Source organism: Microbulbifer sp. Q7 (genome assembly GCF_001639145.1).
Classification (GTDB): Bacteria; Pseudomonadota; Gammaproteobacteria; order Pseudomonadales; family Cellvibrionaceae; genus Microbulbifer.
Window position 1 is genome coordinate 439679 of sequence record NZ_LROY01000001.1, and the last position, 23725, is coordinate 463403.

General features: G+C 59.0%; 18 protein-coding genes. 10 read left to right on the forward strand and 8 right to left on the reverse strand.

What is annotated here, in order from left to right; translation table 11 throughout:
• Window positions 1-198 precede the first annotated feature (198 nt).
• From glyQ to AU182_RS01710, 4 genes are read left to right on the forward strand one after another with little or no spacing between them, the layout of a single operon-like run.
• Entirely contained in the window at window positions 199-1200 is a 1002-nt protein-coding gene (gene glyQ / locus AU182_RS01695; protein ID WP_153039085.1) for a glycine--tRNA ligase subunit alpha, read from the forward strand.
• Window positions 1200-3281: a glycine--tRNA ligase subunit beta gene (glyS, locus tag AU182_RS01700; protein ID WP_066959732.1), complete on the forward strand. Its 2082-nt coding sequence runs from the start codon at window positions 1200-1202 to the stop codon at window positions 3279-3281. The genes glyQ and glyS overlap by 1 nt, the downstream gene beginning before the upstream one ends.
• A gap of 12 nt (window positions 3282-3293) precedes the next feature.
• Window positions 3294-3842, forward strand: coding sequence for a D-glycero-beta-D-manno-heptose 1,7-bisphosphate 7-phosphatase (gmhB, locus tag AU182_RS01705; protein WP_066959735.1), 549 nt, complete (start codon window positions 3294-3296; stop codon window positions 3840-3842).
• Between the two features lie 54 nt (window positions 3843-3896).
• A complete protein-coding gene (locus AU182_RS01710) occupies window positions 3897-5120 on the forward strand; it encodes a class I SAM-dependent rRNA methyltransferase (RefSeq protein WP_369802028.1) in 1224 nt (407 codons plus the stop codon).
• Between the two features lie 91 nt (window positions 5121-5211).
• On the opposite strand, the gene AU182_RS01715 is transcribed toward AU182_RS01710, so the two are convergent.
• Window positions 5212-7374, reverse strand: a complete 2163-nt coding sequence (locus AU182_RS01715; RefSeq protein ID WP_066959740.1) for a TonB-dependent receptor domain-containing protein — start codon at window positions 7372-7374, stop codon at window positions 5212-5214.
• A 204-nt stretch (window positions 7375-7578) separates the two neighbouring features.
• Here AU182_RS01715 and AU182_RS16160 point away from each other — a divergent pair, with 204 nt between their 5' ends.
• The gene (locus AU182_RS16160; protein WP_082859154.1) at window positions 7579-8049 is read left to right on the forward strand and encodes a GNAT family N-acetyltransferase; all 471 of its coding nucleotides are present in this window, start codon (window positions 7579-7581) and stop codon (window positions 8047-8049) included.
• 98 nt (window positions 8050-8147) lie between these two features.
• Here the strand turns inward: AU182_RS16160 and gyrB are convergent, their stop codons facing one another.
• From gyrB to dnaA, 4 genes are all read right to left on the reverse strand, one after another.
• Entirely contained in the window at window positions 8148-10568 is a 2421-nt protein-coding gene (gyrB, locus tag AU182_RS01725; protein WP_066959746.1) for a DNA topoisomerase (ATP-hydrolyzing) subunit B, read from the reverse strand.
• Window positions 10569-10651: 83 nt separating this feature from the next.
• Window positions 10652-11752, reverse strand: a complete 1101-nt coding sequence (gene recF, locus AU182_RS01730) for a DNA replication/repair protein RecF (protein WP_066959749.1) — start codon at window positions 11750-11752, stop codon at window positions 10652-10654.
• 146 nt (window positions 11753-11898) lie between these two features.
• Entirely contained in the window at window positions 11899-13008 is a 1110-nt protein-coding gene (gene dnaN, locus AU182_RS01735) for a DNA polymerase III subunit beta (RefSeq protein WP_066959752.1), read from the reverse strand.
• A gap of 91 nt (window positions 13009-13099) precedes the next feature.
• Window positions 13100-14782, reverse strand: a complete 1683-nt coding sequence (gene dnaA / locus AU182_RS01740; RefSeq protein ID WP_066959755.1) for a chromosomal replication initiator protein DnaA — start codon at window positions 14780-14782, stop codon at window positions 13100-13102.
• 643 nt (window positions 14783-15425) lie between these two features.
• Between dnaA and rpmH the strand changes: the two genes are divergently transcribed.
• From rpmH to mnmE, 5 genes are all read left to right on the forward strand, one after another.
• The gene (gene rpmH / locus AU182_RS01745; RefSeq protein WP_066959759.1) at window positions 15426-15560 is read left to right on the forward strand and encodes a 50S ribosomal protein L34; all 135 of its coding nucleotides are present in this window, start codon (window positions 15426-15428) and stop codon (window positions 15558-15560) included.
• Window positions 15561-15604: 44 nt separating this feature from the next.
• Window positions 15605-16075 (forward strand): ribonuclease P protein component, encoded by a 471-nt coding sequence (rnpA, locus tag AU182_RS01750; RefSeq protein WP_082859155.1) that lies wholly within the window; start codon window positions 15605-15607, stop codon window positions 16073-16075.
• The gene (gene yidD, locus AU182_RS16165; protein WP_082859156.1) at window positions 16072-16335 is read left to right on the forward strand and encodes a membrane protein insertion efficiency factor YidD; all 264 of its coding nucleotides are present in this window, start codon (window positions 16072-16074) and stop codon (window positions 16333-16335) included. Before rnpA ends, yidD begins: the two co-directional genes overlap by 4 nt.
• Before the next feature lie 13 nt (window positions 16336-16348).
• Window positions 16349-18007, forward strand: a complete 1659-nt coding sequence (yidC, locus tag AU182_RS01755; protein ID WP_066959762.1) for a membrane protein insertase YidC — start codon at window positions 16349-16351, stop codon at window positions 18005-18007.
• Window positions 18008-18243: 236 nt separating this feature from the next.
• The gene (mnmE, locus tag AU182_RS01760; protein ID WP_066959765.1) at window positions 18244-19617 is read left to right on the forward strand and encodes a tRNA uridine-5-carboxymethylaminomethyl(34) synthesis GTPase MnmE; all 1374 of its coding nucleotides are present in this window, start codon (window positions 18244-18246) and stop codon (window positions 19615-19617) included.
• Window positions 19618-19677: 60 nt separating this feature from the next.
• Here the strand turns inward: mnmE and AU182_RS01765 are convergent, their stop codons facing one another.
• From AU182_RS01765 to AU182_RS01775, 3 genes are all read right to left on the reverse strand, one after another.
• The gene (locus AU182_RS01765) at window positions 19678-20946 is read right to left on the reverse strand and encodes a HAMP domain-containing sensor histidine kinase (protein ID WP_066959768.1); all 1269 of its coding nucleotides are present in this window, start codon (window positions 20944-20946) and stop codon (window positions 19678-19680) included.
• Window positions 20936-21631, reverse strand: a complete 696-nt coding sequence (locus AU182_RS01770) for a response regulator transcription factor (RefSeq protein WP_066959771.1) — start codon at window positions 21629-21631, stop codon at window positions 20936-20938. The genes AU182_RS01765 and AU182_RS01770 overlap by 11 nt, the downstream gene beginning before the upstream one ends.
• A gap of 84 nt (window positions 21632-21715) precedes the next feature.
• Window positions 21716-23200: a DUF4397 domain-containing protein gene (locus AU182_RS01775; RefSeq protein ID WP_066959774.1), complete on the reverse strand. Its 1485-nt coding sequence runs from the start codon at window positions 23198-23200 to the stop codon at window positions 21716-21718.
• Between the last annotated feature and the right edge of the window lie 525 nt (window positions 23201-23725).

Sequence of the window (23725 nt, forward strand, 5' to 3'; positions counted from 1 at the left end):
CCTTATTCGCGGAGCCATGGCTCCGATCTTACCTGTTCAAAACGCCAATGGAGCCCGCCGGGGCGCCCCGCAGGTCCAAATTGTTAGAGTATGGCCCTTTTGTGGGCATCAATTCTCTGCCCGCTGTTTAGCGCACCACCGCAGGCCGCTATAATTGCGCCCCTTGTCTATTCGACCCAGCTGAAACCGGAGATTGTGGTGTCCGAGCAACAAACCAGCGGTTCTGCCCCCGCGCAGGACCTGAGCACCTTCCAGGGACTGATTTTTACCCTGCAGGAATACTGGGCGCGCCAAGGGTGCGTCATTCTACAGCCTCTGGATATGGAAGTGGGCGCCGGCACCTTCCACCCCGCCACCTTCCTGCGCGCCATCGGCCCGGAAACCTGGAACGCGGCCTATGTTCAGCCCTGCCGCCGCCCTACGGATGGCCGCTACGGGGAAAACCCCAATCGCCTGCAGCACTACTATCAGTATCAGGTGGTGATGAAGCCATCACCGAGCAATATCCAGGAACTCTACCTGGATAGCCTGCGCGCCCTCGGCATTGATCCGGCGGTGCACGATATCCGCTTTGTGGAAGACAACTGGGAATCCCCCACCCTGGGTGCCTGGGGCTTGGGCTGGGAAGTGTGGCTGAACGGCATGGAGGTCACCCAGTTCACCTACTTCCAGCAAGTTGGCGGTATCGAATGCTACCCGGTCACCGGCGAGATCACCTACGGTATCGAGCGTATCGCCATGTACCTGCAGGGGGTCGAATCCATTTATGACCTGGTGTGGACTCGCAATGCGGACGGCACACCGGTCACCTACGGCGATGTATTCCACCAGAACGAGGTGGAGATGTCGCACTACAACTTCGAACACGCGGATGTGGAATTCCTGTTCGCCACCTTCGATCACTGCGAGCGCGACAGCCAGCGCCTGATCGATCTCGGCCTGCCACTGCCAGCTTACGAGCAAGTGATGAAGGCCTCGCACGCGTTCAATCTGCTGGACGCCCGCCACGCGATCTCCGTCACCGAGCGACAGCGCTTTATTCTGCGCGTGCGCACTCTGGCGCGCGCCGTGGCCCAGGCCTATTTCGACGCACGCAAAGCGCTCGGCTTCCCGATGGCCGACGAGCAAGTCCGCAACGAAGTCCTGGCACAGGCAGAGAAGGCCGATAACAAGGCCAAAGCGAAGAAGGAGAAGAAGTAATGGCTCAGGATTTTCTGGTTGAGCTGGGCACCGAAGAGCTGCCCCCCAAAGCACTGCATACGTTGATGCAGGCCTTCGCGGACGGTATTGAACAGGGCCTCAAGGATGCGGAACTGGCCTACGGCTCGGTAAAAGCCTATGCCAGCCCGCGGCGCCTCGCGGTTGCGGTGAGCGATTTGGCCGAGCAACAACAGGACAAACAGGTCGAAAAGCACGGCCCGGCGGTTGCCGCTGCGTATGATAAAGACGGCAACCCCACCAAGGCAGCACAGGGCTTCGCCCGCGGTGCCGGGGTCAGCGTCGACGAGCTGGCGCGGGTACAGACCGACAAGGGCGAGCGTCTGGCATTTATCAGCGAGCAGAAAGGGGAAGCGACCCGCAATCTGCTGGGCGATATCGTCGCGCGCGCACTGGCGCAGCTGCCCATTCCCAAGCGTATGCGCTGGGGCGCACGCAAGGAAGAATTCGTGCGCCCGGTACACTGGCTGGTCATGCTGTTTGGCAACGCTGTGGTCGATGCACAAGTGCTCGGACTAACAGCCGGCAATGCCACACGCGGACACCGCTTTCACTGCAATCGCACACTGACCGTAGCCTCGCCCAACGACTATGTGCAGCAACTGCGTGACCCGGGTTATGTGGTTGTGGACTTTGCCGAGCGCCGCGAAATGATTCGCGAGCAGGTGCAGGCGGAAGCCAACAACGTCAATGGCGAAGCCGTTATTGATGACGACCTGCTGAATGAAGTCACCGCGCTGGTGGAGTGGCCGGTGGCACTCACTGGCCGCTTTGAAAAGCGGTTTCTGGAAGTGCCGGCCGAGGCCCTCATCTCTTCGATGAAGGAGCACCAGAAGTATTTCCACGTGGTAGACGCCGACGGCAAGCTGATGCCGTTTTTCATTACCGTTTCCAATATCGAAAGCAAAGACGCCAAGCAGGTGATCGAGGGCAACGAGCGAGTGATTCGCCCGCGCCTTTCCGATGCCGCCTTCTTCTTCGAGACCGACAAAAAAACCAGTCTCGAAGCACGCCGGGAAAAACTCAAGTCCATCGTATTCCAGCAAAAGCTGGGCACTGTGTACGACAAGACCGAGCGTCTCGCCAAGCTGGCGGCCGCCATCGCCGAGAAGATCAACGGCGACGCGGCGCTGGCGCAGCGCGCGGCACAGCTGTGCAAATCCGACCTGGTCACCGAAATGGTGTTCGAGTTTGCGGACATGCAGGGCATTGCCGGTTACTACTACGCAGAAAATGATGGCGAACCATTGGACGTGGCCAAGGCCATGTACGAACAGTACATGCCAAAGTTTGCCGGCGATGCGCTGCCGGTGAGTGAAACCGGCACCATCATCGCGCTCGCCGATCGCATCGATACTTTGGTGGGTATTTTCGGTATCGGCCAACCGCCCAGCGGCTCCCGCGATCCCTTCGCACTGCGTCGCGCCAGTCTCGGTGTGCTGCGCATCCTGGTGGAAAAGAATATCGACCTGGACCTGCGTGAGCTGCTGACTCTGGCGCGCGATGGCTACCCGCGCACCGCACTGGCCGAGCACGACACCGTGGTCGACCAGACATTGGCGTATATGATCGAGCGTTTCCGCGCGCGCTACGAAGACGCCGGTATCAAGGCCGAAGTGTTCCTGGCCGTGTCCGCGCGCAAGCTGTCGCGCCCGCTGGATATCGATAATCGGGTAAAAGCCGTGCACAGCTTCAGCCAGCTGCCGGAAGCGGAAGCGCTGGCGGCGGCCAATAAACGGGTATCCAATATCCTCGCCAAACTGGAAGGCCCGGCACCGAGCGAAGTCAACCAGTCGCTGCTGCAGGAAGACGCCGAAAAAGCGCTGTATCTGGCCATTCGCGATGCGGAAGAGCACGTGGCACCGCTGTATGCTGCGGCGCGATTCGAAGAAGGTCTGGCGGGCCTGTCTGGCCTGCGCGAAACCGTGGACAATTTCTTCGACGGTGTGATGGTAATGGCCGATGACGAGCAGCTGCGCAACAACCGCCTGGCCCTGCTGGGCCAGTTGCGCGCACTGTTTCTCGAAGCGGCAGATATTTCCCTGCTGGCGCCCGCCAAGTAACGAGCAAGCGCCATGGCCATCATTGTTCTCGACCGCGACGGGGTCATCAATCATCAGCCCGATGATCCTGTGACCAGCGTTGACCAGTGGATCCCCCTGCCAGGGACGATCGAGGCCATGGCGCGCCTCAGTCAGGCGGGCCACCAATTGGTGATCGCCACCAACCAGAGCGGCCTTGCCCGCGGCCTGTTTGATCTGGATGACCTCGAAGCCATGCACGCAAAATTGCGCGCACTGGTGGAAGATGCCGGCGGCGAAGTGGCCGGCATTTTCTACTGCCCCCACCGCGATGAGGACAACTGCCGCTGCCGCAAACCGAAGACCGGCCTGCTGGATGCCATTGAGGCCGAATTTGATACCAGCCTGCACGACTGTTATTTCGTCGGCGACCAGCGCAAAGATCTCGAATGTGCCATCGCCAAGGGCTGCAAGCCGATTCTGGTACAAACCGGGAGAGGCCAGCACACCCTTGCCTCACTGCTCTCAAACCCCGAGCCGCAACTGGCCGCGACCGCGGTGTTTGCGGACCTCGCTCAATTTGCGGACTTTGTGCTGCAATAACTGTATCGCTTTCCTTTGGTTGCTATTCCCTGGCGCCGCACGCTGTATGCGGCTGTGCAGGGCGCACCCACTCATTCCCGGAGCCCAACCGTGCAACAACTGATTTTGAACCCCCGTGCCGAACGGCGCCTGAAACTCGGCCACCTGTGGATTTACAGCAATGAAGTGGATACCGGCCGCAGCCCCCTGAAAGGAATGGCGCCCGGCAGCCAGTGTGAAATTCTGGATAGCAAAGGCAAAAGCCTGGGCTATGCCCTGGTCAACCCGAACCAGTTGATTTGCGGACGACTGGTTTCGCGCAAGGGTCCCCTCACTGCCAAGCTTCTCAAGCGACGGCTGGAATCCGCACTCGCCCTGCGCGAGCGCTATTTTCCGCACCCGAGCTACCGCATGGTGTATGGCGATTCCGACGGGCTGCCCGGCCTGGTGGTGGATCGTTTTGGGGATTACCTGGTAGTCCAGGTCAGCAGCTGGGGAATGGAGAACCTGCTACAGGACATCGTCGACGGCCTGATCTCGTTGCTCAAGCCAGCGGGGATTCTGTTGCGCAACGATCATCAGGGCCGCAAGGTAGAAGAGCTGCCGGCTGTGAGCGAGGTGGTGCACGGTGAGGTGCCCGAGATGGCACCATTCGAGGAGAACGGTGTACCGCTGCTGGCGCCGGTTTATGCCGGACAGAAAACCGGGTGGTTCTACGATCACCGGGACAATCGCGCGCGCCTGAACCAGTGGGTGAAGGGGCGCAAGGTTCTGGACCTGTTTTCCTACGCCGGCGGCTGGGGTGTGCAAGCGCTCGCTCACGGTGCCAGTGAGGTCACCTGCGTGGATGCATCGGGTCAGGCGCTGGACTGGTGTGAGGAAAATGCGGCCCTGAATCGTCGACAGGACGACCTGATCACCATCCAGGGTAAAGCGGTGGACGCCATGAAAGAGTTGATCGCGGAGGGTCATCGCTACGATGCCGTCGTTCTGGATCCACCGGCGTTTATCAAACGGCGCAAGGATCAGAAGGCGGGGGAATCGGCGTATCGACACATCAACGAGCTGGCGCTGCGCCTGCTGGAAAAAAACGGCTTACTGGTGAGTGCTTCCTGCTCCATGCACCTGGAGTCGGACACGCTGCTGGAGATCCTGCGCGGTGCCGGCCGTCACCTGGACAAGTCCATCAGTATTATCAGCAGCGGCGGTCAGGGTGCAGACCATCCGGTGCATCCCGCTATTCCGGAAACCCGCTACCTGAAAGCACACTTTGTGCACCTGTCCGGAACCCAACAGTAGCGCCCCTCTTTTGTCGCTGCAGCAACAATCGTCATGCATAAAAAAACCCGGCAATTAAAGCCGGGTTTTTTGCTAGGCAGTTTCCGCGAAATCAGAACTGATAGGTAATGCCCACAGAAGCGGTGCGCGGGCGGTTGGCGCGGGCACCATCCGGAGCGCGGTTGATGATCGCCTGGTCATCCAGCAGGTTATCCACCTTCAGATAGCCGGCCAGATCGTCACTGAACTCGTAATGCGCGGCAGCATCCATCACCCACTGAGACTCGGTAACATCGTACTTGTCGCTGGTACCGCGATTACACAGGTTGTTCACACACATCTCATCCTGGTAGGCGGCGGTCAGGTTGATACGCCACGCGGCGCCGCTGTCGATACCGGTGGTGATGGCGAAGACGTTTTCCGGCAGGTAGGCAAAGTTGTCGCCCTTCTGCAGAGAGCCGTCGAGGTTGCTGCGAGAGATTTCGGCTTCGGTCCAGGTGTAGCTGGCACTCAGTGGAATCAGCCAGCCATTGGCCATGGACCACTCGGTGGCAACAAGCGCTTCCACACCGCGAATGTCGGATTCGCCCAGGGCGTAGTTACCGCTGTCGTCGCCATTGGCACAGGGTACGGCAACAGAGCAGTTCTGCACCGCATTTTCGTAATCGCTGTAGAACGCAATAAGCTCCGCACGCAGGTCGCCGTTGTCAAAACGTGCGCCCCACTCATAGTTGGTGGACAGATCCCCGGCCTCACCCTCAGCGGAGCCGCCCCCGGGGGGTGCAAAACCGCGGTGCACACCGGCTAACAGGGTCACCGCATTGCTCACCGCGTAGGTGGCACCCAGGCCGGGCAACCATTCGTTTACGCTGTTGCTGCGGCTGCTGCCCTTTTCGAGGCGATCCACGTCGTTATAGCGCTGCTGTGCGGTTTCCACATCCTCGTAACGGAGGCTGGCGGTGAGTGCCAATTTTTCCCCCAGCTGGACCTGGTCGTAAACGAACAGGGAGTTAGCCGTGGCATCCTCTACGCGGTTGTTGCTGGAGCTGGGATCTGTCGTGTCCTGGTACACCAGCTCGCCGTTAATCTGACGGTAGTTTTCCGTCGGCTGGAAGCGATCCACTTCGTCCCAGTGGCGACGCACACCAATCTCCAGATCATGTTGCACGGTACCGGTTTGCAGCTGCCAGTTAGCACTCACTTGCACGCCCCGCGACACATAGCTGCGGTTATTGTGCTTGATGCCGAATTCCGTATCCAGTTCACCATCGAGAATGGCCTGCGCATCGGCATCCCCCATGTTGGCATCGGCAATCAGTCCGCCAAGGCTGACCTTGAACCAGTCGCGCTTGAACTTGTTGTAGTAGGCCTGGGTGTTGAGGCTGAAGTCGTCACTCAGAGCGATGCTGTGGTTGAGCTGCAGGGTGCTGTGACGATTGCGCATTTCATCCAGTGCGCTGATGCCGTAACGGCGATTGGGGTCCGCGGCAAAATCAGCATCGGTGAGCCCGAGGTAGCTCATACCGGACTCTTCTTCCGAGTACTGCAGCTTCACATCCAGCTGTTGTGCGAAGGCCGCACCCTCGGCAGAGTTCAAACGACCTTTCAGCAGGTAGTCTTCTTTCGCGATATCGGCGCTATCGGCGCGATCGATTTCACGGAAGCCATCCGCCTGCTGCTGGTGGGTTTCCACCAGCCAACCACTGGTATCGGTGCTGCCACCGAAATAGGTGTGCAGACGGTTCTCGCCATACTGGCCGGCTTCAAGCTGCACCTTGCCGGTGGTCTCGTCCGGTATGGGTGTACTGATCATATTCACCGCACCGCCTACGGTAAACGGGCCGTATTTCAGGGTGCCGGGACCTTTGAGCACTTCAATGCTGTGCAGCCTGCCCGCGGTCGGGAAGTAGTAGGCTTCCGGTGCGGAATACGGTGCAGGTGCAACCAGTACGCCGTCTTCCATCAGGGAAATCTTGCCCGAGCGCCCGCCATCGGCACCGCGAATGCCGATGTTCGGGCGCAGGCCGTAACCGTCTTCTTCGCGCAGATAGACGCCCGGCACCGCGCGCATCATGCGGTTGATATCCACGAACTCGAACTGCTCCAGTTCTTCGGCACTCACCAGGTGCGCAGAGCCGGGCAGTTTATGCAGTGCTTCACTGTTCCCCAGTACAGAAATTGTCTCCAGCGGCTCCTGATTTTCCGCGGCAACGGCGTAGACACCGAATCCAGCGAGCATGGCAACGGAAAGCGGGGTGAGAAGAAAGCGGGTCATTGGGTCTCCTTGACCATAAGTGACATCGGTATTTGTAATGAGAATGATTATAGTTTGCCTGTTGATCCTTGTCAGCAGGCGCGGCGGTTTTTCCGGTGAAATTTTGTGATTTTTTCTTCGTCCACGGCGGCTCGGTGCTGGTTTTGCACAGCAGTCGTCGGAGCCTACTATGGGCTGTTACATCCGTCGGAACTCGGAGTAACTATGTTGAGACCGATACAGGAATCGGATATCGAGCGTTTGCTGCAGCTATGGCTCCATGTGGCATGCACCAATCACCCGAGCTTGCCGGTGCGCTACTGGTCTGAGCCGGGACGCGCCATGCGGCGGCGACTGAACGCGCAGTGCAGGCCAGACGGGCAACGGGATCTCGGAGTGAGTACTCACTGGGTTTACACCCGGGCCGGATCCGATACGTCCGAGGGGCTGGTCACCATCACCGAGAACCGGCGGGTGGACACGATCTTTGTGTCACCGGGGGAACAGGGGCACGGCGTCGGTAGCGAGTTGATGGCACAGGCCAAGTTTGGCCGCATTCAACTGGAAACCCTGGTACTGGAAGAGAATCTGCACGGCCGCTACTTTCTGCAGCAACACGGCTTTCAGGAGGCAGAGCGCATATTCAATGCGGTCGCCGGTCAGGAGGAGATCACCATGCACTGCCGTGTTGCCTGACCACCGCTGCGGCGGTGGGCTGAAATTTCACACACGGGGCCACACAAAAAAAGCCCGCTCGATACAAACCGGGCGGGCTTTGTGGTTGGCGGAATCGCTTAAACGTCGAGGTTTTCCACCGAGAGCGCGTTGCTCTCGATAAACTCCCGGCGTGGCTCCACCTGGTCACCCATCAATGTGGTAAAGATCTGGTCGGCAGCAATCGCATCTTCCACGGTTACCTGCAACATGCGGCGGGTTTCCGGGTTCATGGTGGTATCCCAAAGCTGCTCCGGGTTCATTTCACCCAGACCCTTGTAGCGCTGGATGCTGTAGCCGCGGCGACTTTCATTCATCAACCAGGCAAGCGCCTCCGGGAAACTGCTTACCGGCTGCTGCTTCTCTCCCCGCTGAATGTACGCACCTTCCTCGAGAAGGTCCTGCATTTTCTCGCCCAAATGGCAGATGGCGCGATATTCAGCAGAATCAAAGAATTCATGGCTGACGGTATAGCGACTGCTCACACCGTGCGCGACGATATCAATGGTCGGCAGGAACAGGTTGCGCTCACTGTCTTCGGAAGCTGTCACCACATGGCGGCGGCCACCACCCTCACCCTGCTCCTCGAGCAATGTGTGCAGCTTCTGGGCCCAATCAGTCACAGTCTCTTTTGACTGAAGGTCTTCGCGCTGCAAGCTCGGTAGGTACACCATGCTCTGCAGGACTTCTTTCGGGTACAGGCGCGACAGACGGTCAATGGTTGCCATGACCGACCGGTACTCTTTCACCAGGGATTCTAATGCGGTACCGGACAGGCCCGGCGCTTCCGGATTCACATACAGGGTTGCACTCTCCAGCGCGGCGTTGGTGAGGAACTGGGTCAGTGCCGCCTCGTCTTTGAGGTATTGCTCCTGCTTACCCTTGCCGATTTTGTACAGTGGCGGCTGGGCGATAAAGATGTGTCCGCGCTCGATCAGCTCTGGCATTTGACGGAAGAAGAAGGTGAGCAACAGGGTACGAATGTGCGCACCATCCACGTCGGCGTCCGTCATGATGATGATGGAGTGATAACGCAGCTTATCCGGATTGAATTCGCTTTTGCCAATGCCGCAGCCGAGGGCGGTAATCAGGGTACCGACTTCCGCACTGGACAGCATCTTGTCGAAGCGCGCTTTCTCTACGTTAAGGATCTTGCCCTTCAGCGGCAGGATTGCCTGGGTACGACGGTCACGGCCCTGTTTCGCAGAGCCACCGGCCGAGTCACCCTCCACCAGGTAGATTTCAGACAATGCCGGGTCTTTTTGCTGGCAGTCCGCCAGTTTGCCCGGCAGGCCGGCGATATCCAGTGCGCCCTTACGGCGGGTCATCTCACGGGCCTTGCGTGCCGCTTCCCGAGCCCGTGCCGCGTCGATCATCTTGCCGACCACCGCTTTGGCTTCCTGGGGATTTTCCAGCAGGTAGTCATTGAAAGAGTGGCCCATTTCCTGCTCGACCGCCGGCTTCACTTCGGAGGAAACGAGCTTGTCCTTGGTCTGGGAGGAAAACTTCGGGTCCGGGACTTTGACAGAAATAATCGCGGTCAGGCCTTCGCGCGCGTCGTCACCAGTGGTGCTGACCTTGTCTTTTTTGCCAACGCCCTCTTTTTCAATGTAGTTATTGAGGCCTCGGGTTAGCGCCGCGCGGAAGCCGGCCAGGTGGGTACCGCCGTCGCGCTGGGGAATATTGTTGGTGTAGCAGTAAATATTCTCCTGGAAGGAGTCGTTCCACTGCAGGGCGACCTCGACGGCGATGCCGTCTTCACGCTGGTTCTGGAAGTGCAGAACCTTGTTGATCGGCGTCTTGTTCTGGTTCAGAAATTCAACAAACGCTCGCAGGCCACCTTCGTACTCGTACACTTCTTCCTTACCGGAGCGCTCGTCACGCAGCACGATCCGTACGCCGGAATTCAGGAACGACAGTTCCCGCAGGCGCTTGGCGAGCTGCTCGAAATGAAACTCGATATTGGTAAAAGTATCGGCGGATGGCTTGAAGTGCACTGCGGTGCCGCTGGTTTCGGTGTCACCAACGATGGCCAGTGGAGCATCCGGTACGCCGTGGCGGTAGATCTGCTCGTGAATCTTGCCACCGCGGCGGATGGTGAGCTTCAACTCTTCAGACAGAGCATTCACCACGGAAACACCAACGCCGTGGAGGCCACCGGAGACTTTGTAGGTATTGTCATCGAACTTACCCCCGGCGTGGAGTACGGTCATGATGACTTCGGCAGCGGATACGCCCTCTTCTTCATGTATTTCAGTGGGAATGCCGCGGCCATTATCGGAAACACTGACCGACTCATCCGGATGAATGGTCACGCGGATTTCGTCGCAATGGCCCGCCAATGCCTCGTCAATCGAGTTATCCACCACCTCAAAAACCATGTGGTGCAGGCCCGTACCGTCATCCGTATCGCCGATATACATTCCGGGGCGCTTGCGCACCGCATCCAGGCCTTTCAGTACCTTGATGCTACTGGAATCGTAATTATTCTCTTGCGACATTCTGTTGCTCCATTAACGCCGGCGCTGACCGCCAGGCCTTCTCTTCTGAGTATCAATTTTTTGTAGGACCGCGAGCCAAGTTGTCAAAGCTCAATCCCAGCTTCGCTCACACTGCCATGTTCCACGTGGAACATCTTTGGTTCGCACCACGGTGCAGGCAGCTTGAGCCACGGCTGTGCCGTGACCGAGTGATCGATCCCGGTAACAAGCACCTGACTGGCACATTCGCTAATCCAGCGAGCAAAAAGCGCCTGATTCCCTGCATCAAGCTCCGACGGAAGATCGTCCACCAGGAACACTGGCCGCTGTGCACCGCCAACGGCCGCCGCCATTGCGGTTCGCAGCGCGCACACCGCCATCTTTTGTTGCCCCCGGGAAAGAACTGAATGGGCCGGCTGTCCGTGGATAACAAAGCGGATATCTGCACGGTGCGGGCCCGCACGGGTAAAGACCTGCGATATATCCCCCTCCAGCGCGTGATCCAGCGCTTTGCGCAGCGACAAATCCTTCTTCCAGCCGCTTCGATACTGGATATCCAGATCACCGAATACTGCAACCGGTAGATCCTCCAGACGCTCCCTGAACAGGCCGTACAGCGTCTCAAAAACCGCTCTACGCATTGCGTCTACTATCTCACCACTTCGGACCAGCTGGAGCTCCCAGGGGGCCAGCAAGTTGTGGTCGATTTTACCACGACGAAGCAATGCATTGCGCTGCTTTAGGGCGCTTTGATAAGCCTTCCAGTGCCCCGCGAACGAATGTTCCACGTGGAACACTGTCCAGTCCAGTAGCTGCCTGCGAACCCCAGGGCCCCCATCCAGAGCGGCGAAGCTCTCACTATCAATTACCTGCAGCGGCAAGGAAGCCGCCAGCTGGGAGCTGCTCTCCGCAGCGGCCTGATTTACGCGAATGCGCCCCTGACCATCACGACGCTTCTCAACCCCGAGGGTGCTGCCACCTTCCAACCGGCCGAAAACCGCAAGGGAGTCCGAATGGTATTGGATAACCCCCTGACTTTGCCGCGAGCGAAAAGATCGACCGGTACCCAGCATGTGTACCGCCTCCAGCAACGACGTTTTACCGCTACCGTTAGCGCCGCAAAACAGCACCACCGCCGCCCCAAGCGCGAGGTCCGCCTCCGTAATATTGCGAAAGCTCTTGAGCGCCACCCGGGTCAAAGCCAAAACAGCCACCCCGCCACGGGCAAACCGCCCATACGAAAAGACCGCCACCCCAGCGGGATGACGGTCTCAACCAATCGCGAAAAGCCAAAGAGAGGTGAATTCAAAGCCTCAGCACCGAACAACCGAGTGATTCTGGGGGCTGCCGATTACAGACGCATCGGCATAATGACATACACGGAATCGCCCTCTTCCGGCTGCTGCAGCAAGGCACTGCTGTTAGCGTCACCAAGACCGATACGAATCTGATCACTGTGAATGGCCGCAGTCACGTCCAGCAGGTAGCCCACGTTAAACCCGATCTCCAGGGGGTCTCCGTGATAATCCACCACCAACTGCTCTTCCGCTTCTTCCTGCTCTGGGTTGTTCGCCACGATCTGCAACAGCCCCTCAGACAGCTGCAACCGTACACCGCGGTACTTCTCATTGGACAGAATCGCCGCGCGCTGGAACGCCTGACGCAGGGCGAGACGATCGGCAAACACCTCATTGCCTGCGCCACGCGGCAGCACGCGCTCATAATCCGGGAACTTGCCATCTACGAGCTTGGAGGTGAACGTAAAAGGACCGCTGTTTACCCGAATATGGTTATTGCCAAGCACCACTTCCGCACTCGCGTCGGTATCTTCCAGCAGGCGACCCAACTCCAGCACACCCTTGCGCGGCACAATCGCCTGAACCGGGCTCTCAACGTTCAGGCCGGGCGCGTCGCGGTCACACAGTGCCAGGCGGTGGCCATCGGTGGCCACGGCGCGAAGCTGCTGCGGCCGACACTCCAGCAGCAGACCGTTCAGATAGTAGCGCACGTCCTGCTGGGCCATGGCAAACCCGGTGGCCTCGATCAGGCGGCGAATTTCACGCTGGGAAATTGTGAAGCGACTCTGCGCGGTGGTTTCCTCCTGGTTGGGGAAATCACTGGCCGGCAGCGTCGACAGCTGAAAGCGGCTGCGACCACTGCGCAGCACCAGGCGCTCGCCATCGCGCTCGAACTTCAGCTCGGCGCCGTCTGGCAGGGAACGACAGATATCCAGTAGCTTGCGCGCGGGCACTGTAACCTCGCCTTCGAGCTCGGCGGGCTGCTCAAGCTGCAGGCGGCCGACAATCTCTACCTCGAGATCGGTACCGGTCAGGGAAAGCTCCTGCCCCTGCAGCTGCATCAGAACATTTGCCAGTACGGGCAATGTCTGGCGCTTCTCTACCACGCCCGCCACCAGTTGCAGCGGTTTTACCAGGGCATCGCGACTTACGCTGAATTTCATAATTATTGCCTTGATCTCAGTTAGGTCATTCTTGTTCTACGCGGCACAGGGAAACCCAAATGCAGCAAAAATTCTTTTAATATCAACGACTTCAGGTGGTCAGCGAGCGGGTCAGCAGGCGCACATCCTCGCGGATATCCCCGTCCGACTCCTGCAACTCCTTGATCTTCCGACAGGCATGCAACACCGTCGTATGATCACGCCCACCAAACGCATCGCCAATTTCGGGCAGGCTGTGATTGGTCAGCTCTTTCGCCAGCGACATGGCCACCTGCCGTGGGCGCGCCACCGAACGGCTGCGACGCTTGGAAAGCAGGTCCGCCACCTTGATCTTGTAGTACTCCGCTACCACGCGCTGGATATTATCCACGCTCACCAGACGATCCTGCAGCGCCAGCAAATCCTTCAGCGCCTCGCGCACCAGAATATCGTCAATGGGGCGACCGGTGAACTGTGCGTTCGCGATGACACGGCGCAGCGCGCCTTCCAGCTCGCGTACGTTCGAGCGAATACGCTGGGCGATAAAGAAGGCCGAATCATGGGGCAGATCGACTCCGACCTGCTCCGCCTTCTTCATCAGAATGGCGACGCGGGTTTCCAGCTCCGGCGGCTCTACCGCCACCGTTAGCCCCCAGCCGAAGCGCGACTTGAGCCGCTCTTCCAGACCGTCGATTTCCTTGGGATAGCGGTCACAGGTAAGGATGATCTGCTGACCACCTTCCAACAGTGCGTTAAAGGTATGGAAAAACTCTTCCTGGGAGCGCTCTTTACCGGCAAAAAACTGGATATCATCAATCAGCAACGCATCCACCGAACGGTAATAGCGCTTGAAATCACTGATCGCATTCAGCTGCAGCGCCTTCACCATATCGGCAACGAAGCGCTCTGAATGCAGATACACAACCTTCGCATTGGGGTTGCGATCGACCAGCGCGTTACCCACAGCGTGCATCAAGTGCGTTTTACCCAGCCCCACACCGCCATAAATAAACAACGGGTTATAGGCGCCACCGGGGTTATCTGCAATTTGCTGCGCTGCTGCAAGCCCCAGCTGGTTGGACTTACCCTCCACGAACGACGCAAAGGTAAAGCCCCGGTTGAGGGCACTACCGTGCTTGATCGCACCCTCTACCTCGACCTTGCGTTGCACCCCTGGACCATTACTCTGCGCGCTGGGAGCGATCATCTCCCGGTTGGAATGCAGATCCGCCGGTAACCGCTCCGCCGGCGTCAACGCGTCAACGCCCGCCTCCTCAGCAGCGAGATTGTGCGCCTCCGGCGAGGTCCGCGCATTGGCGGCACCGTGGGGACGCGGCGCAACATTTGCCGTGCCGCCAAATCCGCCGCCATGCGCCGACATCGAAGAATCACCGGGATGCGTGGACGCAACAGGGCCGCCCCCAAAGCCACCACCAGCACCGGCAGAACCGGCCGTGCGCTGCGCTGCCGCCGCAGAAGGGCGCTGGTACCCCGTGTACTGCGGCGCGGATTCCCCAGCGCCCAGGTTGCGGCGAAAACGTGAAGTACGGCGATCCAGTGCAACCACCTCAACGGGCACAGAGCGCCCGGCAAACTGTTGCACCAGCTCACGAATACGATCGAGAAACTTGTCGCTTACCCAATTGAGAATAAAGCGGTTGGGCGCCACCAGACGCAGCTCATTTTCAGAACTGTCGTCACTGACGCGCAGCGGCCTAATCCAGGTGCTGAACTGCTGCGGTGGCAGCTCATCCTGCAAACAAGCGGCGCACTGCTTCCAAACGGAATCAGACAAGGAACCCCCTAAAAGACGGATCAAGGTGCGACTACGCCCAAAAGTGTGTCAGCAAATTGCTGCCCCCAAAACACCGGGCTGCACCTTAAAAGAAGGGCGACAGTATATCCCCTGCCCCGCAGGTTATCCACAAATACACCTTGATTGGGGACAACTTTTTCCAAGGAAAGCCGTGTAATATCAACCACTTGAGCATAAATTAACCGAACAACGGGTCAGCAAATCTGCAACTTATCCACAGCAACCTGTGGATACCTTGGGGTAAACCGGTGCACTCTCTCCGATAGCCCTGACAATACAAGGACTTGAAGAAATGGCGTGAATAACCTCGTTAGAGGCGAACGGTTTCACTAGCACCCGGGAAGGACAACATCACGAGAAACCACCCTATAAAGAGAAGCAAGAGCGCACTCGGGCCGGCATCCCGCCAACCGTCGCCACCGACAACAATTAACCGGACGGAATGCACGCGCCCCGTTGCGTTGGCTGGTTTCTTTCTATACAATCCGCCGCCTTCGCAGCGCATAGCCTGCTCCGAAGTATGCCCACAAGGGCACGCCGCAACGGGCTATTGCCGCAAGCGGTAAAGAATTACGCAAACTCCAGGACACAACTCCGGGACATAACTCCAGGTAGTAAAACCATGAAACGTACATTTCAGCCCAGCAACTTGAAGCGCAAGCGCAACCACGGCTTCCGTGCCCGTATGGCCACCAAGAACGGCCGCAAAATTCTGGCTCGTCGTCGCGCCAAAGGCCGTAAGGTTCTGTGCGCCTAAGATTGCCGCTCTGCGAGCAACCTTATACTTGCCACTGAATCGTTATGCAGTGCCCACGCAGCGACTTCGCATTCGCCAAGCCGCTGCGGCTGCTCAATGCGGCGCAGTATCGCGCCGTTTTTGATTCCGCGCCGGTTCGCGCCGCGCAACCCCAGTTTCTGATCCTCGCCCGCCCCAACGACCTAGGCCATCCTCGGCTCGGTCTTGTCATCGCCAAAAAACACGTCCGCAACGCTACCGACCGCAATCGGATCAAACGCATTGCCCGCGAGACCTTTCGCCTGCGACAACACACACTGTTTCCTCTGGATGCGGTGGTACTCGCGCGCGCCGGCGCCGGAGAACTCGACAACGCCGCACTGGCGAAAATTTTTGACAAGCTGTGGCGAAAACTGGATCAGCGTGCGCGCAACCCCCAGCCCGACAACGGCGGGACCCGCCCCCAGCGCGGGAAGAAGAAGCGCAGCACGGGAAGCCGCCCACAAAAGGCCCCGGGGCCAGGGAAGCAGCAGTGAACTGGCTGGCCATCAAGCTGATTCATCTCTACCGGCTGGTCGCCAGCCCCTGGGTTGGCAACCAGTGCCGGTTCTATCCGACCTGCTCCCGTTATGCGGAAGATGCATTAAAAACACATGGATTCTGCAAGGGGGGTTATTTAACCCTGCGCCGCCTTATAAAATGCCATCCTTGGCATCCCGGCGGCCTGGACCACGTCCCCCCCGCCCCTGCACAATCGAAAACTCCGGCGGCCGACGAAAACCCGCCACCGCAATAAGGCTATCGAAATAATGGATTGGCAACGCTATACGTTGGTCGGCGGCATCGCCGCGGTACTCCTGGCACTGGTCTACCAGTGGAATGCTTTCAAGGAGCAGCACGCCCCTGCCCTCGATCAAAAAACCGTGGTGCACCAGCAGGCTACCGATTCCGCAACTCTGCCCAGCAGCGAGGTCCAAGCCAGCGCGACAACCGGCGACCTGCCGGAAGGCGCAGTGCCCGAGGTGGGCGCCCCTGCCCAGCCCAAGCTGATCCGCGTCGATACCGATACCCTGAGCCTGCTGATCGACCCGAATGGCGGCGACATCGTCAAGGTAGCCCTGCGCGACTATTACGAAAAAATCGATACGCCGGACCGCCCGCTGATTCTTCTCAACCAGACCCGCAGCCACACCTATGTTGCCAAAAGTGGTCTGGTAGGCGGGCAAGGTAATTGCTCTGCCGGCCGCCCCGCCTTCTCCAGCGACGCCAGCGAATATGCCCTGCAGGAAGGGAAAGACTCACTCATCGTCGACCTCAAGCAGACCCAGAACGGGATCGGCTTCACCAAGCGTTTCACTTTCACCCGCAGCGAATACCTGATCGATATCGCCTACCTGGTGGATAACGGTCGCAGCAAGCCGCTGCTCGCCGGTATCTGTGGCGAGATTGTGCGCGACAGCCTGGAGCCCCCGGTCGATGTGGGCATCGGTATGGCCCCGTTCCTCGGTGCCGCGCTGCACACCAGTGATGAAAATTATTACAAGCAGGACTTCGAGGACATCGCCAAGAAACCGACCACCGAATCCATCACCGGTGGCTGGGTAGCGATGGTGCAGCACTACTTCCTCAGCGCCTGGGTACCCAACCAGGAAGAGCGCAATACCTTTACCCTGCAGCCGATCGGTAACGGCCTGTACAGCATGGGCTTCACCAGCCCGCAGCTGCGCATCGAGCCGGGCCAGCAGGGCACGGTTGCCACCTCCTTCTACGCAGGGCCGAAAGACGTCTATCGCCTGGAAGAGATCTCTCCCTACCTGGACCTGACCGTCGACTACGGCTGGCTCTGGTGGCTCGCCAAGCCCATGTTCCGCGTACTGAACTGGATCCACGAACACATCGTGGATAACTGGGGCTGGTCCATCATTCTGCTCACGGTATTTATCAAGGCACTGCTGTATCCGCTTTCGGCGGCGGGCCTGAAATCCATGGCGCGGATGCGCAAGTTTGCCCCGCAGATGAAAAAGCTGCAGGAGCAGTACAAAGACAACCGCCAGAAGCTGGCGGAAGAAACCATGAAGCTGTACCGCCGGGAGAAAATCAATCCGGTGGGGGGCTGCCTGCCGATCCTGCTGCAGATGCCGGTCTTTATCGGCCTCTACTGGATGCTGATGGAAACCGTCGAGCTGCGCCACGCGCCCTGGATCGGCTGGATTCATGACCTGTCGGTAAAAGACCCCTACTTCCTCCTGCCAGTGGTCATGGGCGCCTCCATGTGGCTGATGCAAAAACTGCAGCCCCAGCCCACGGATCCGACCCAGGCGAAGATCATGCAGCTGATGCCAATCATGATGACTTTCTTCTTCCTGTGGTTCCCGGCCGGCCTGGTTCTGTACTGGATTGCGAACAACCTGATCTCAATCGCCCAAACCTGGTTTATCAACAAACAGGTCGAGGCGGCGAGTAAATAGTTAGGCATCAAACCCGCTAACGGGCGGCGAGCCACCGGGTGGAAGGTTTTGAAACCGCTGTAAATACATCCCTGTACGCTGCGTCGGCGACGTCCCTGTCGCCGACGCTTTCAAAACCTTCCACCCGGCGCCTCGCCTTCGCACTCACTTCTGTACTTCGATTCGAAACATGGGCCGCAGCAAGCGGCCCTTCTTTTATGTCAACGAAACCCCTGAAACCCGGATAGACTCAAAACATGTCCCAGCAAAGCCTCAGCAAAGACACAATTGCCGCCGTCGCCACCCCACCGGGCCGTGGTGGTATCGGCGTGATCCGTCTATCCGGACCAAGGGCACTTGAGATTGGTGAACAGCTGGCTGGCAAAACCTTCAAACCCCGGTTTGCCCACTACTGCAATTTCACCCACGAGGAACAGCTGCTCGACCAGGGTCTGGCACTGTTTTTCCCCGGCCCAAACTCCTTCACCGGTGAAGACGTGGTGGAACTACAGGGTCACGGTGGCCCGGTTATCCTCGACACACTGATGTCCGCACTGCTCGATCTGGGCGCACGCCAGGCGCGGCCGGGCGAGTTTTCCGAGCGCGCCTTTCTCAATGACAAGATGGATTTGGCGCAAGCGGAGGCCATTGCCGACCTGATCGACGCCGGCAGTGCCCAGGCCGCACAGAATGCCCTGCGATCGCTGCAGGGGGTTTTCTCCGAAAAAATCGAAGATTTGGCGACCAAACTGACCCATTTGCGTATCTACGTCGAAGCATCGATCGATTTTCCGGAAGAAGAAATCGATTTTCTTGCCGACGGCAAGGTGGCGGCGGATGTGGAAGCGCTGCTGGCCCAGCTGGACGTCGTGGAAACCCAGGCACGCCAGGGAACCATCCTGCGCGAGGGTATGCAGGTGGCCATCGCCGGCAAACCGAATGCGGGCAAGTCGAGCCTGCTGAATGCACTGGCCGGCAAGGACACCGCGATTGTGACCGACATCGCCGGTACCACCCGGGACGTTCTGCGGGAGCACATCCATATCGATGGCATGCCATTGCACGTTGCCGACACCGCCGGCCTGCGGGAATCCCCGGATCAGGTAGAGCAGATCGGCATGCAGCGGGCCTGGGACGAAATCCGCCACGCGGACCGGGTGCTGCTGGTGGTCGATGCCGCCGAACTCCAGGATCTGGATCCGGACCGCGCCTGGCCGGACTTCACCCGGCAGCTGCCCGACCCGGAAAAGCTGACCCTGGTGGTCAACAAGATCGACCTAACCGAATACACCGCCGGGTTGCAGGCACACAGTGATGGGGTTCCGGTGGTCGCCATCAGCGCCAAAACAGGCGCCGGCATCAACGATCTGAAGCAGCACCTGAAGCAGTGCATGGGCTACCACGCCGGCAACGAAGGCACCTTCAGCGCCCGACGACGCCATCTGGATGCCCTGGCCCGTGCGCGAGCGTTCATCGTGGCGGGGCAGGCGCAGCTGAATGCCAGCGGCGCGGGGGAATTACTGGCGGAAGACCTGCGTCAGGCGCAGCAGGCGCTGGGGGAAATCACCGGCGCCATGACCGCCGACGAACTGCTGGGCAAAATTTTTGGCAGCTTCTGTATCGGCAAATAAGACTCCGCTAAAGCGGCATATCGTGCACGGTGGGAAGGGCCACCAACGGTAAAAGCGGTCTCAGGCAAAACTGAGGGTCGCGGTTGTGCCCGTGCCCTCCTCACTGGCCAGCGATATCCGCCAGCCATTTTGTTCACACAGGCGCTTCACAATCGCCAGGCCGACTCCGTACCCGGCGCGCGAATGCTCACCACCGCGCACGTGTGGCTCGTAGATACTGGCCAGTTTTTCCTCGCTGATGCCACGGCCACTGTCGATCACCTGTACCCGGGTCTCGCCGATCTTCACAGACACTTGGCCGCGATCGGTATAGTTCACCGCGTTGCGAATCAAGTTGCCCACCAGGATCGAGACCACGCGCTTGTTCGCGTGTACCGACGGGCAGGTGCCACACTCCAGCTCTACAGCAATGCCCTTTTGCTCGGCCAACGACGTAATCCCCTCCAGCTCCCGCGCCGCCAAATCACAGATATCCACCGGTTCTGTCCGCAGGCCGCCATCCTGCTCGCGGGAGAGCGCCAGGAACGCGTCGATCAACTCCTGCATATCGTGGCAGGCGCGCTGGATGCGATCGACCAGTTTGCTGTCCTGGTCCGAGAGCTCCTCCTTCGCCGCAAGCAGTTCTGCCGACATGGCAATCACTGTGATCGGTGTGCGCAATTCATGGCTGGCGTCGCGGGTGAAGGCCCGCTCCCGGTCGACAAAGCGTGCAATCCGGCTGCGGTAATGCTCTATGGCATCCACCAGCATGGCCACCTCGGTATCCAGGCTCGGCGGCAGCAGATCCGTCAGGTCCGACGCGCCCTTTTCCTCCGGCAGCGTCTTCATGATGCGCGCCAATTCGATGGTCGGGGAGACCGCGCGCCGCGCGCGCAGGTAGCTGAACCACAACACCAGGTACAGCAGCGACAACACCACCGCCAGCGGAACCAGCCCGTACAGCGAAATCAGGCTCTCAACCCCGGAACGGTTGAAAAACAGAAACATGCGCTGGTCGCCACGGGAGCTCACATACAGGGAGTTGAAAACATCCGCGTGTACTTCGTGGTAGCCATCCGCAATGCCCGCTTCCATTTGCCAGGGGAACTTCGCCTGGTCGCGGGGAAACAGGTAGCCGCGGAGATTAAGAGAGTTGGAGAGCTGCACCGAGGGGTCTTCCTCAACCAGCTGCCAGTAATGCGCGGTTTCCCGCTCCAGGGCTTCCTGCACCAGGAAATGCGACAGCAGCCAGTTGGTCAGCAGGATGCCGAGTATGACGGCAACGCCGATTAACAGCCCCTGCAGCACAAAGGTGCGCAGAATCTTGTCCTGCAGGCGATTATTGCTCATCGCACACCACCAGCTGATAACCACTGCCGGGGTGGTTCAGGATCATGCTACGGGAAAAGGGTTTGTCGACCTTCTTGCGCAGGCTGTACATATGGCTGCGCAGGGTGTCACTGTCTGGCAGGACATCCCCCCAAACCTTGCGCTCCAGCTCCGCGCGGCTCATCACTGCAGGGGAGCTGCGCATCAGCACTTCGAGCAAGCGCAGCCCGGTGGGAGGCAGCCGGATATCTCGCCCCTCCCGCTGCACCTGCAGGGTGCTCTTGTCGAGCACCAGATCTCCCACCACCAGTTTTTCCCGCGTCACTTCAGAGCGGTTGCGACGTAACTGCGCATTCACCCGTGCCGCCAGTTCGCGTATGGCGAACGGTTTGACCAAATAATCATCGGCGCCTGCGTTGAGCCCGGCAATTTTCTCATCCAGCGTATCGCGGGCGGTCAACATTATGATGGGTGTGTCGAGTTTGGCCTGCTCGCGGATTGCCCGACAAATATCCAGCCCGTCGATACCGGGCAGCGATAGATCCAGCACAATCAGGTCCACCGGCTTGGTGGTTGCCAAGTGCAGACCGGTGACGCCGTCCGCGGCGTAATCCACCACAAAGCCCCGTCCTTCAAGGTACGACGCGATCATTTCCGCAATATCGCGATGGTCCTCTATGAGCAAAACCGTGCCAGTTGTGTGCATCACCGCTGCCCCCGCAAGATTGCCAAAAACGAAAAAGCGGGCCCATCACAGGCCCGCGCGCAATGCTCGAAAATACTACGAAAATTAGTTGGTGAGTACTACGACACCAAAGTCTGCTACGTCGCCACCCTGCTCGCTGGGGCCGTATGCCAGAACATTGGCAACCACTCCACCGCCGAGCTCGAAGTTCTCTACGTTGATCGCCGCCATCCCGCCGGCGACCACACGAATATCGTAGGCACCGGGCGCGACGGTCACATACTCCGTGATCTCACCAAACGCGAAGTCATCCAGCAAAGGTGCACCGGCGAGGCCACCTTCCACATCCATGACGGTAAACTCGCCAGCAGGGGTCACAAACACATCGACCGCACCGGCTGCCGGGGCACCATGGATCACTTTGACGGAGGCTTCGGTCGCCACTGAGCGGTTGGCGTCGGCGGTGGCAAGCAGGCCAAAGGCCGGGGAGCCGAGTACACGGCCGGCTGCAATTACGGTGTACTCGGTACCCGCTTCGACTGCAATCTCACCCGAGGTAAATACGCTGTCGCCCAACATATCGGTGTCAGGCGCGACATCAAACACGTAGCTGGCCGCTGGCACACCGGTATAGGCGCTCTCACCGGGGAACTGGTCCAGGTAATTGAAACCGGGGATCAACTCGACGGGATCCATACCCAGTACTTCACTGGTGGCAAAAACCTCAACATTACCGCTGGCAACACCTGCAGACATGACCGCGGCATTGGCATCCGGCGACAAGTGCAGCACGCGCACGCCCGCATTGGTGTCGACGTCGATCAATTCAACAGATTCGCCCTGTTCGGTGGTCACCAGTAATTTCACCGGTGATGCTGCGGCCTCTGTACTGTTTTCCGCGGCAATAGCGGTCACCAGCAGCTTTTGGCCAGCGAAACCGGTGAGATCCACCGTGCCGGAGTCGTACACCACCTCATCTTCAACACCCACCCGAATGCGCACCGGCTCCGCGGTCACCACGCCGGCATCAATCGACTCGCCGAACTCAAAGGCGAAAGCCGCTGAGAGGCTGGCGAAATCATCTTCCGGCGCACTGAGGTAAACATCCACCCGCGGCGCATCGGGCGCTGCGTGGGTCACGGTAAGTGCAACCTCGTTATCTGCGGGATCTGTCGCCGATTCAGTGACGACGAGAGGCGCAATCTCTGCAACATTGCCCACAGCGATCACAGTGGGACGAGCGTTCTCTTCTAGACTGAAGCCTGCCACCTCAATCACGCTGAGGTTGCCGCCCGGGGCAATCCCTTCGACGGCGATGTCGTAACTGCCCGCATCCAGTTCGGCGAAACCGCTGGTCTCGGCGTAGTCCAACCCCTCGATTGCCACGCTGCCGTTGAGCAACACATTTACGGCAGGCGCATCCGGTGAAGCGTGCACGACCTGGATGAAGCCACTGGCTGCTGGCTCCTCTACTGCCGGCGGGAACTGCAGTACGTTGTCATTGCCGTCATCCGAGCAACCAGCGATAAATGCCGCCAGTGGAAGTGCCACTGCCAGCTTCGAAACGATCCGTGAATTTGAAGTTTTCATGAGGCTCTCCTGTTGTGTAGTGCCACGATACTGGCCGGCACCACATCAGAAGCGCGTCAAAAGGGCGTGAAAATTGTGTGAACGCGGGAAGCCCAGGCAACCGCTCCCCAAGCAAAACACAGGAGTTGCTCACAGAAATCCACAAGGTTATCCAGATAGACCCCTCATCCAAGGTCCGCACACAACAAATTATCCCGAAAACACACAGACTTATGCACAGAGGCCCCGTTCAAGGTGTGGAAATTCCCCAATGTGGACAACGCACGGGGAAAAGGGCCTCAAAAACCGGTACGAAACCGGGGACAAGTGAGGCGTCGGCCGGAAACAGCCAAAGTTATCCCGTCTGTCCACAGTGCTCTACCGGGGTTGTACCCCCGCAAAAGCAGGGGTTTATAGGGTACTTATCATCAACGTAAGCCATTGTTTTACAAAAGATTTTTCCAGATATACATAAAAACACCCCCCCTATATAACAACATTAAATACAAACACGTACTTATACGTAAGGTATGTATAACTTTATTT

Bases quoted from the DNA above. Each gene is read 5' to 3' on its own strand.
- AU182_RS01770 (WP_066959771.1), bottom strand. From the start codon at position 21,631: ATGCACACAACTGGCACGGTTTTGCTCATAGAGGACCATCGCGATATT.
- mnmE (WP_066959765.1), top strand. From the start codon at position 18,244: ATGTCCCAGCAAAGCCTCAGCAAAGACACAATTGCCGCCGTCGCCACC.
- gyrB (WP_066959746.1), bottom strand. From the start codon at position 10,568: ATGTCGCAAGAGAATAATTACGATTCCAGTAGCATCAAGGTACTGAAA.
- glyS (WP_066959732.1), top strand. From the start codon at position 1,200: ATGGCTCAGGATTTTCTGGTTGAGCTGGGCACCGAAGAGCTGCCCCCC.
- AU182_RS16160 (WP_082859154.1), top strand. From the start codon at position 7,579: ATGTTGAGACCGATACAGGAATCGGATATCGAGCGTTTGCTGCAGCTA.
- rnpA (WP_082859155.1), top strand. From the start codon at position 15,605: ATGCAGTGCCCACGCAGCGACTTCGCATTCGCCAAGCCGCTGCGGCTG.
- AU182_RS01765 (WP_066959768.1), bottom strand. From the start codon at position 20,946: ATGAGCAATAATCGCCTGCAGGACAAGATTCTGCGCACCTTTGTGCTG.
- yidC (WP_066959762.1), top strand. From the start codon at position 16,349: ATGGATTGGCAACGCTATACGTTGGTCGGCGGCATCGCCGCGGTACTC.
- rpmH (WP_066959759.1), top strand. From the start codon at position 15,426: ATGAAACGTACATTTCAGCCCAGCAACTTGAAGCGCAAGCGCAACCAC.
- AU182_RS01715 (WP_066959740.1), bottom strand. From the start codon at position 7,374: ATGACCCGCTTTCTTCTCACCCCGCTTTCCGTTGCCATGCTCGCTGGA.
- AU182_RS01775 (WP_066959774.1), bottom strand. From the start codon at position 23,200: ATGAAAACTTCAAATTCACGGATCGTTTCGAAGCTGGCAGTGGCACTT.
- gmhB (WP_066959735.1), top strand. From the start codon at position 3,294: ATGGCCATCATTGTTCTCGACCGCGACGGGGTCATCAATCATCAGCCC.
- dnaN (WP_066959752.1), bottom strand. From the start codon at position 13,008: ATGAAATTCAGCGTAAGTCGCGATGCCCTGGTAAAACCGCTGCAACTG.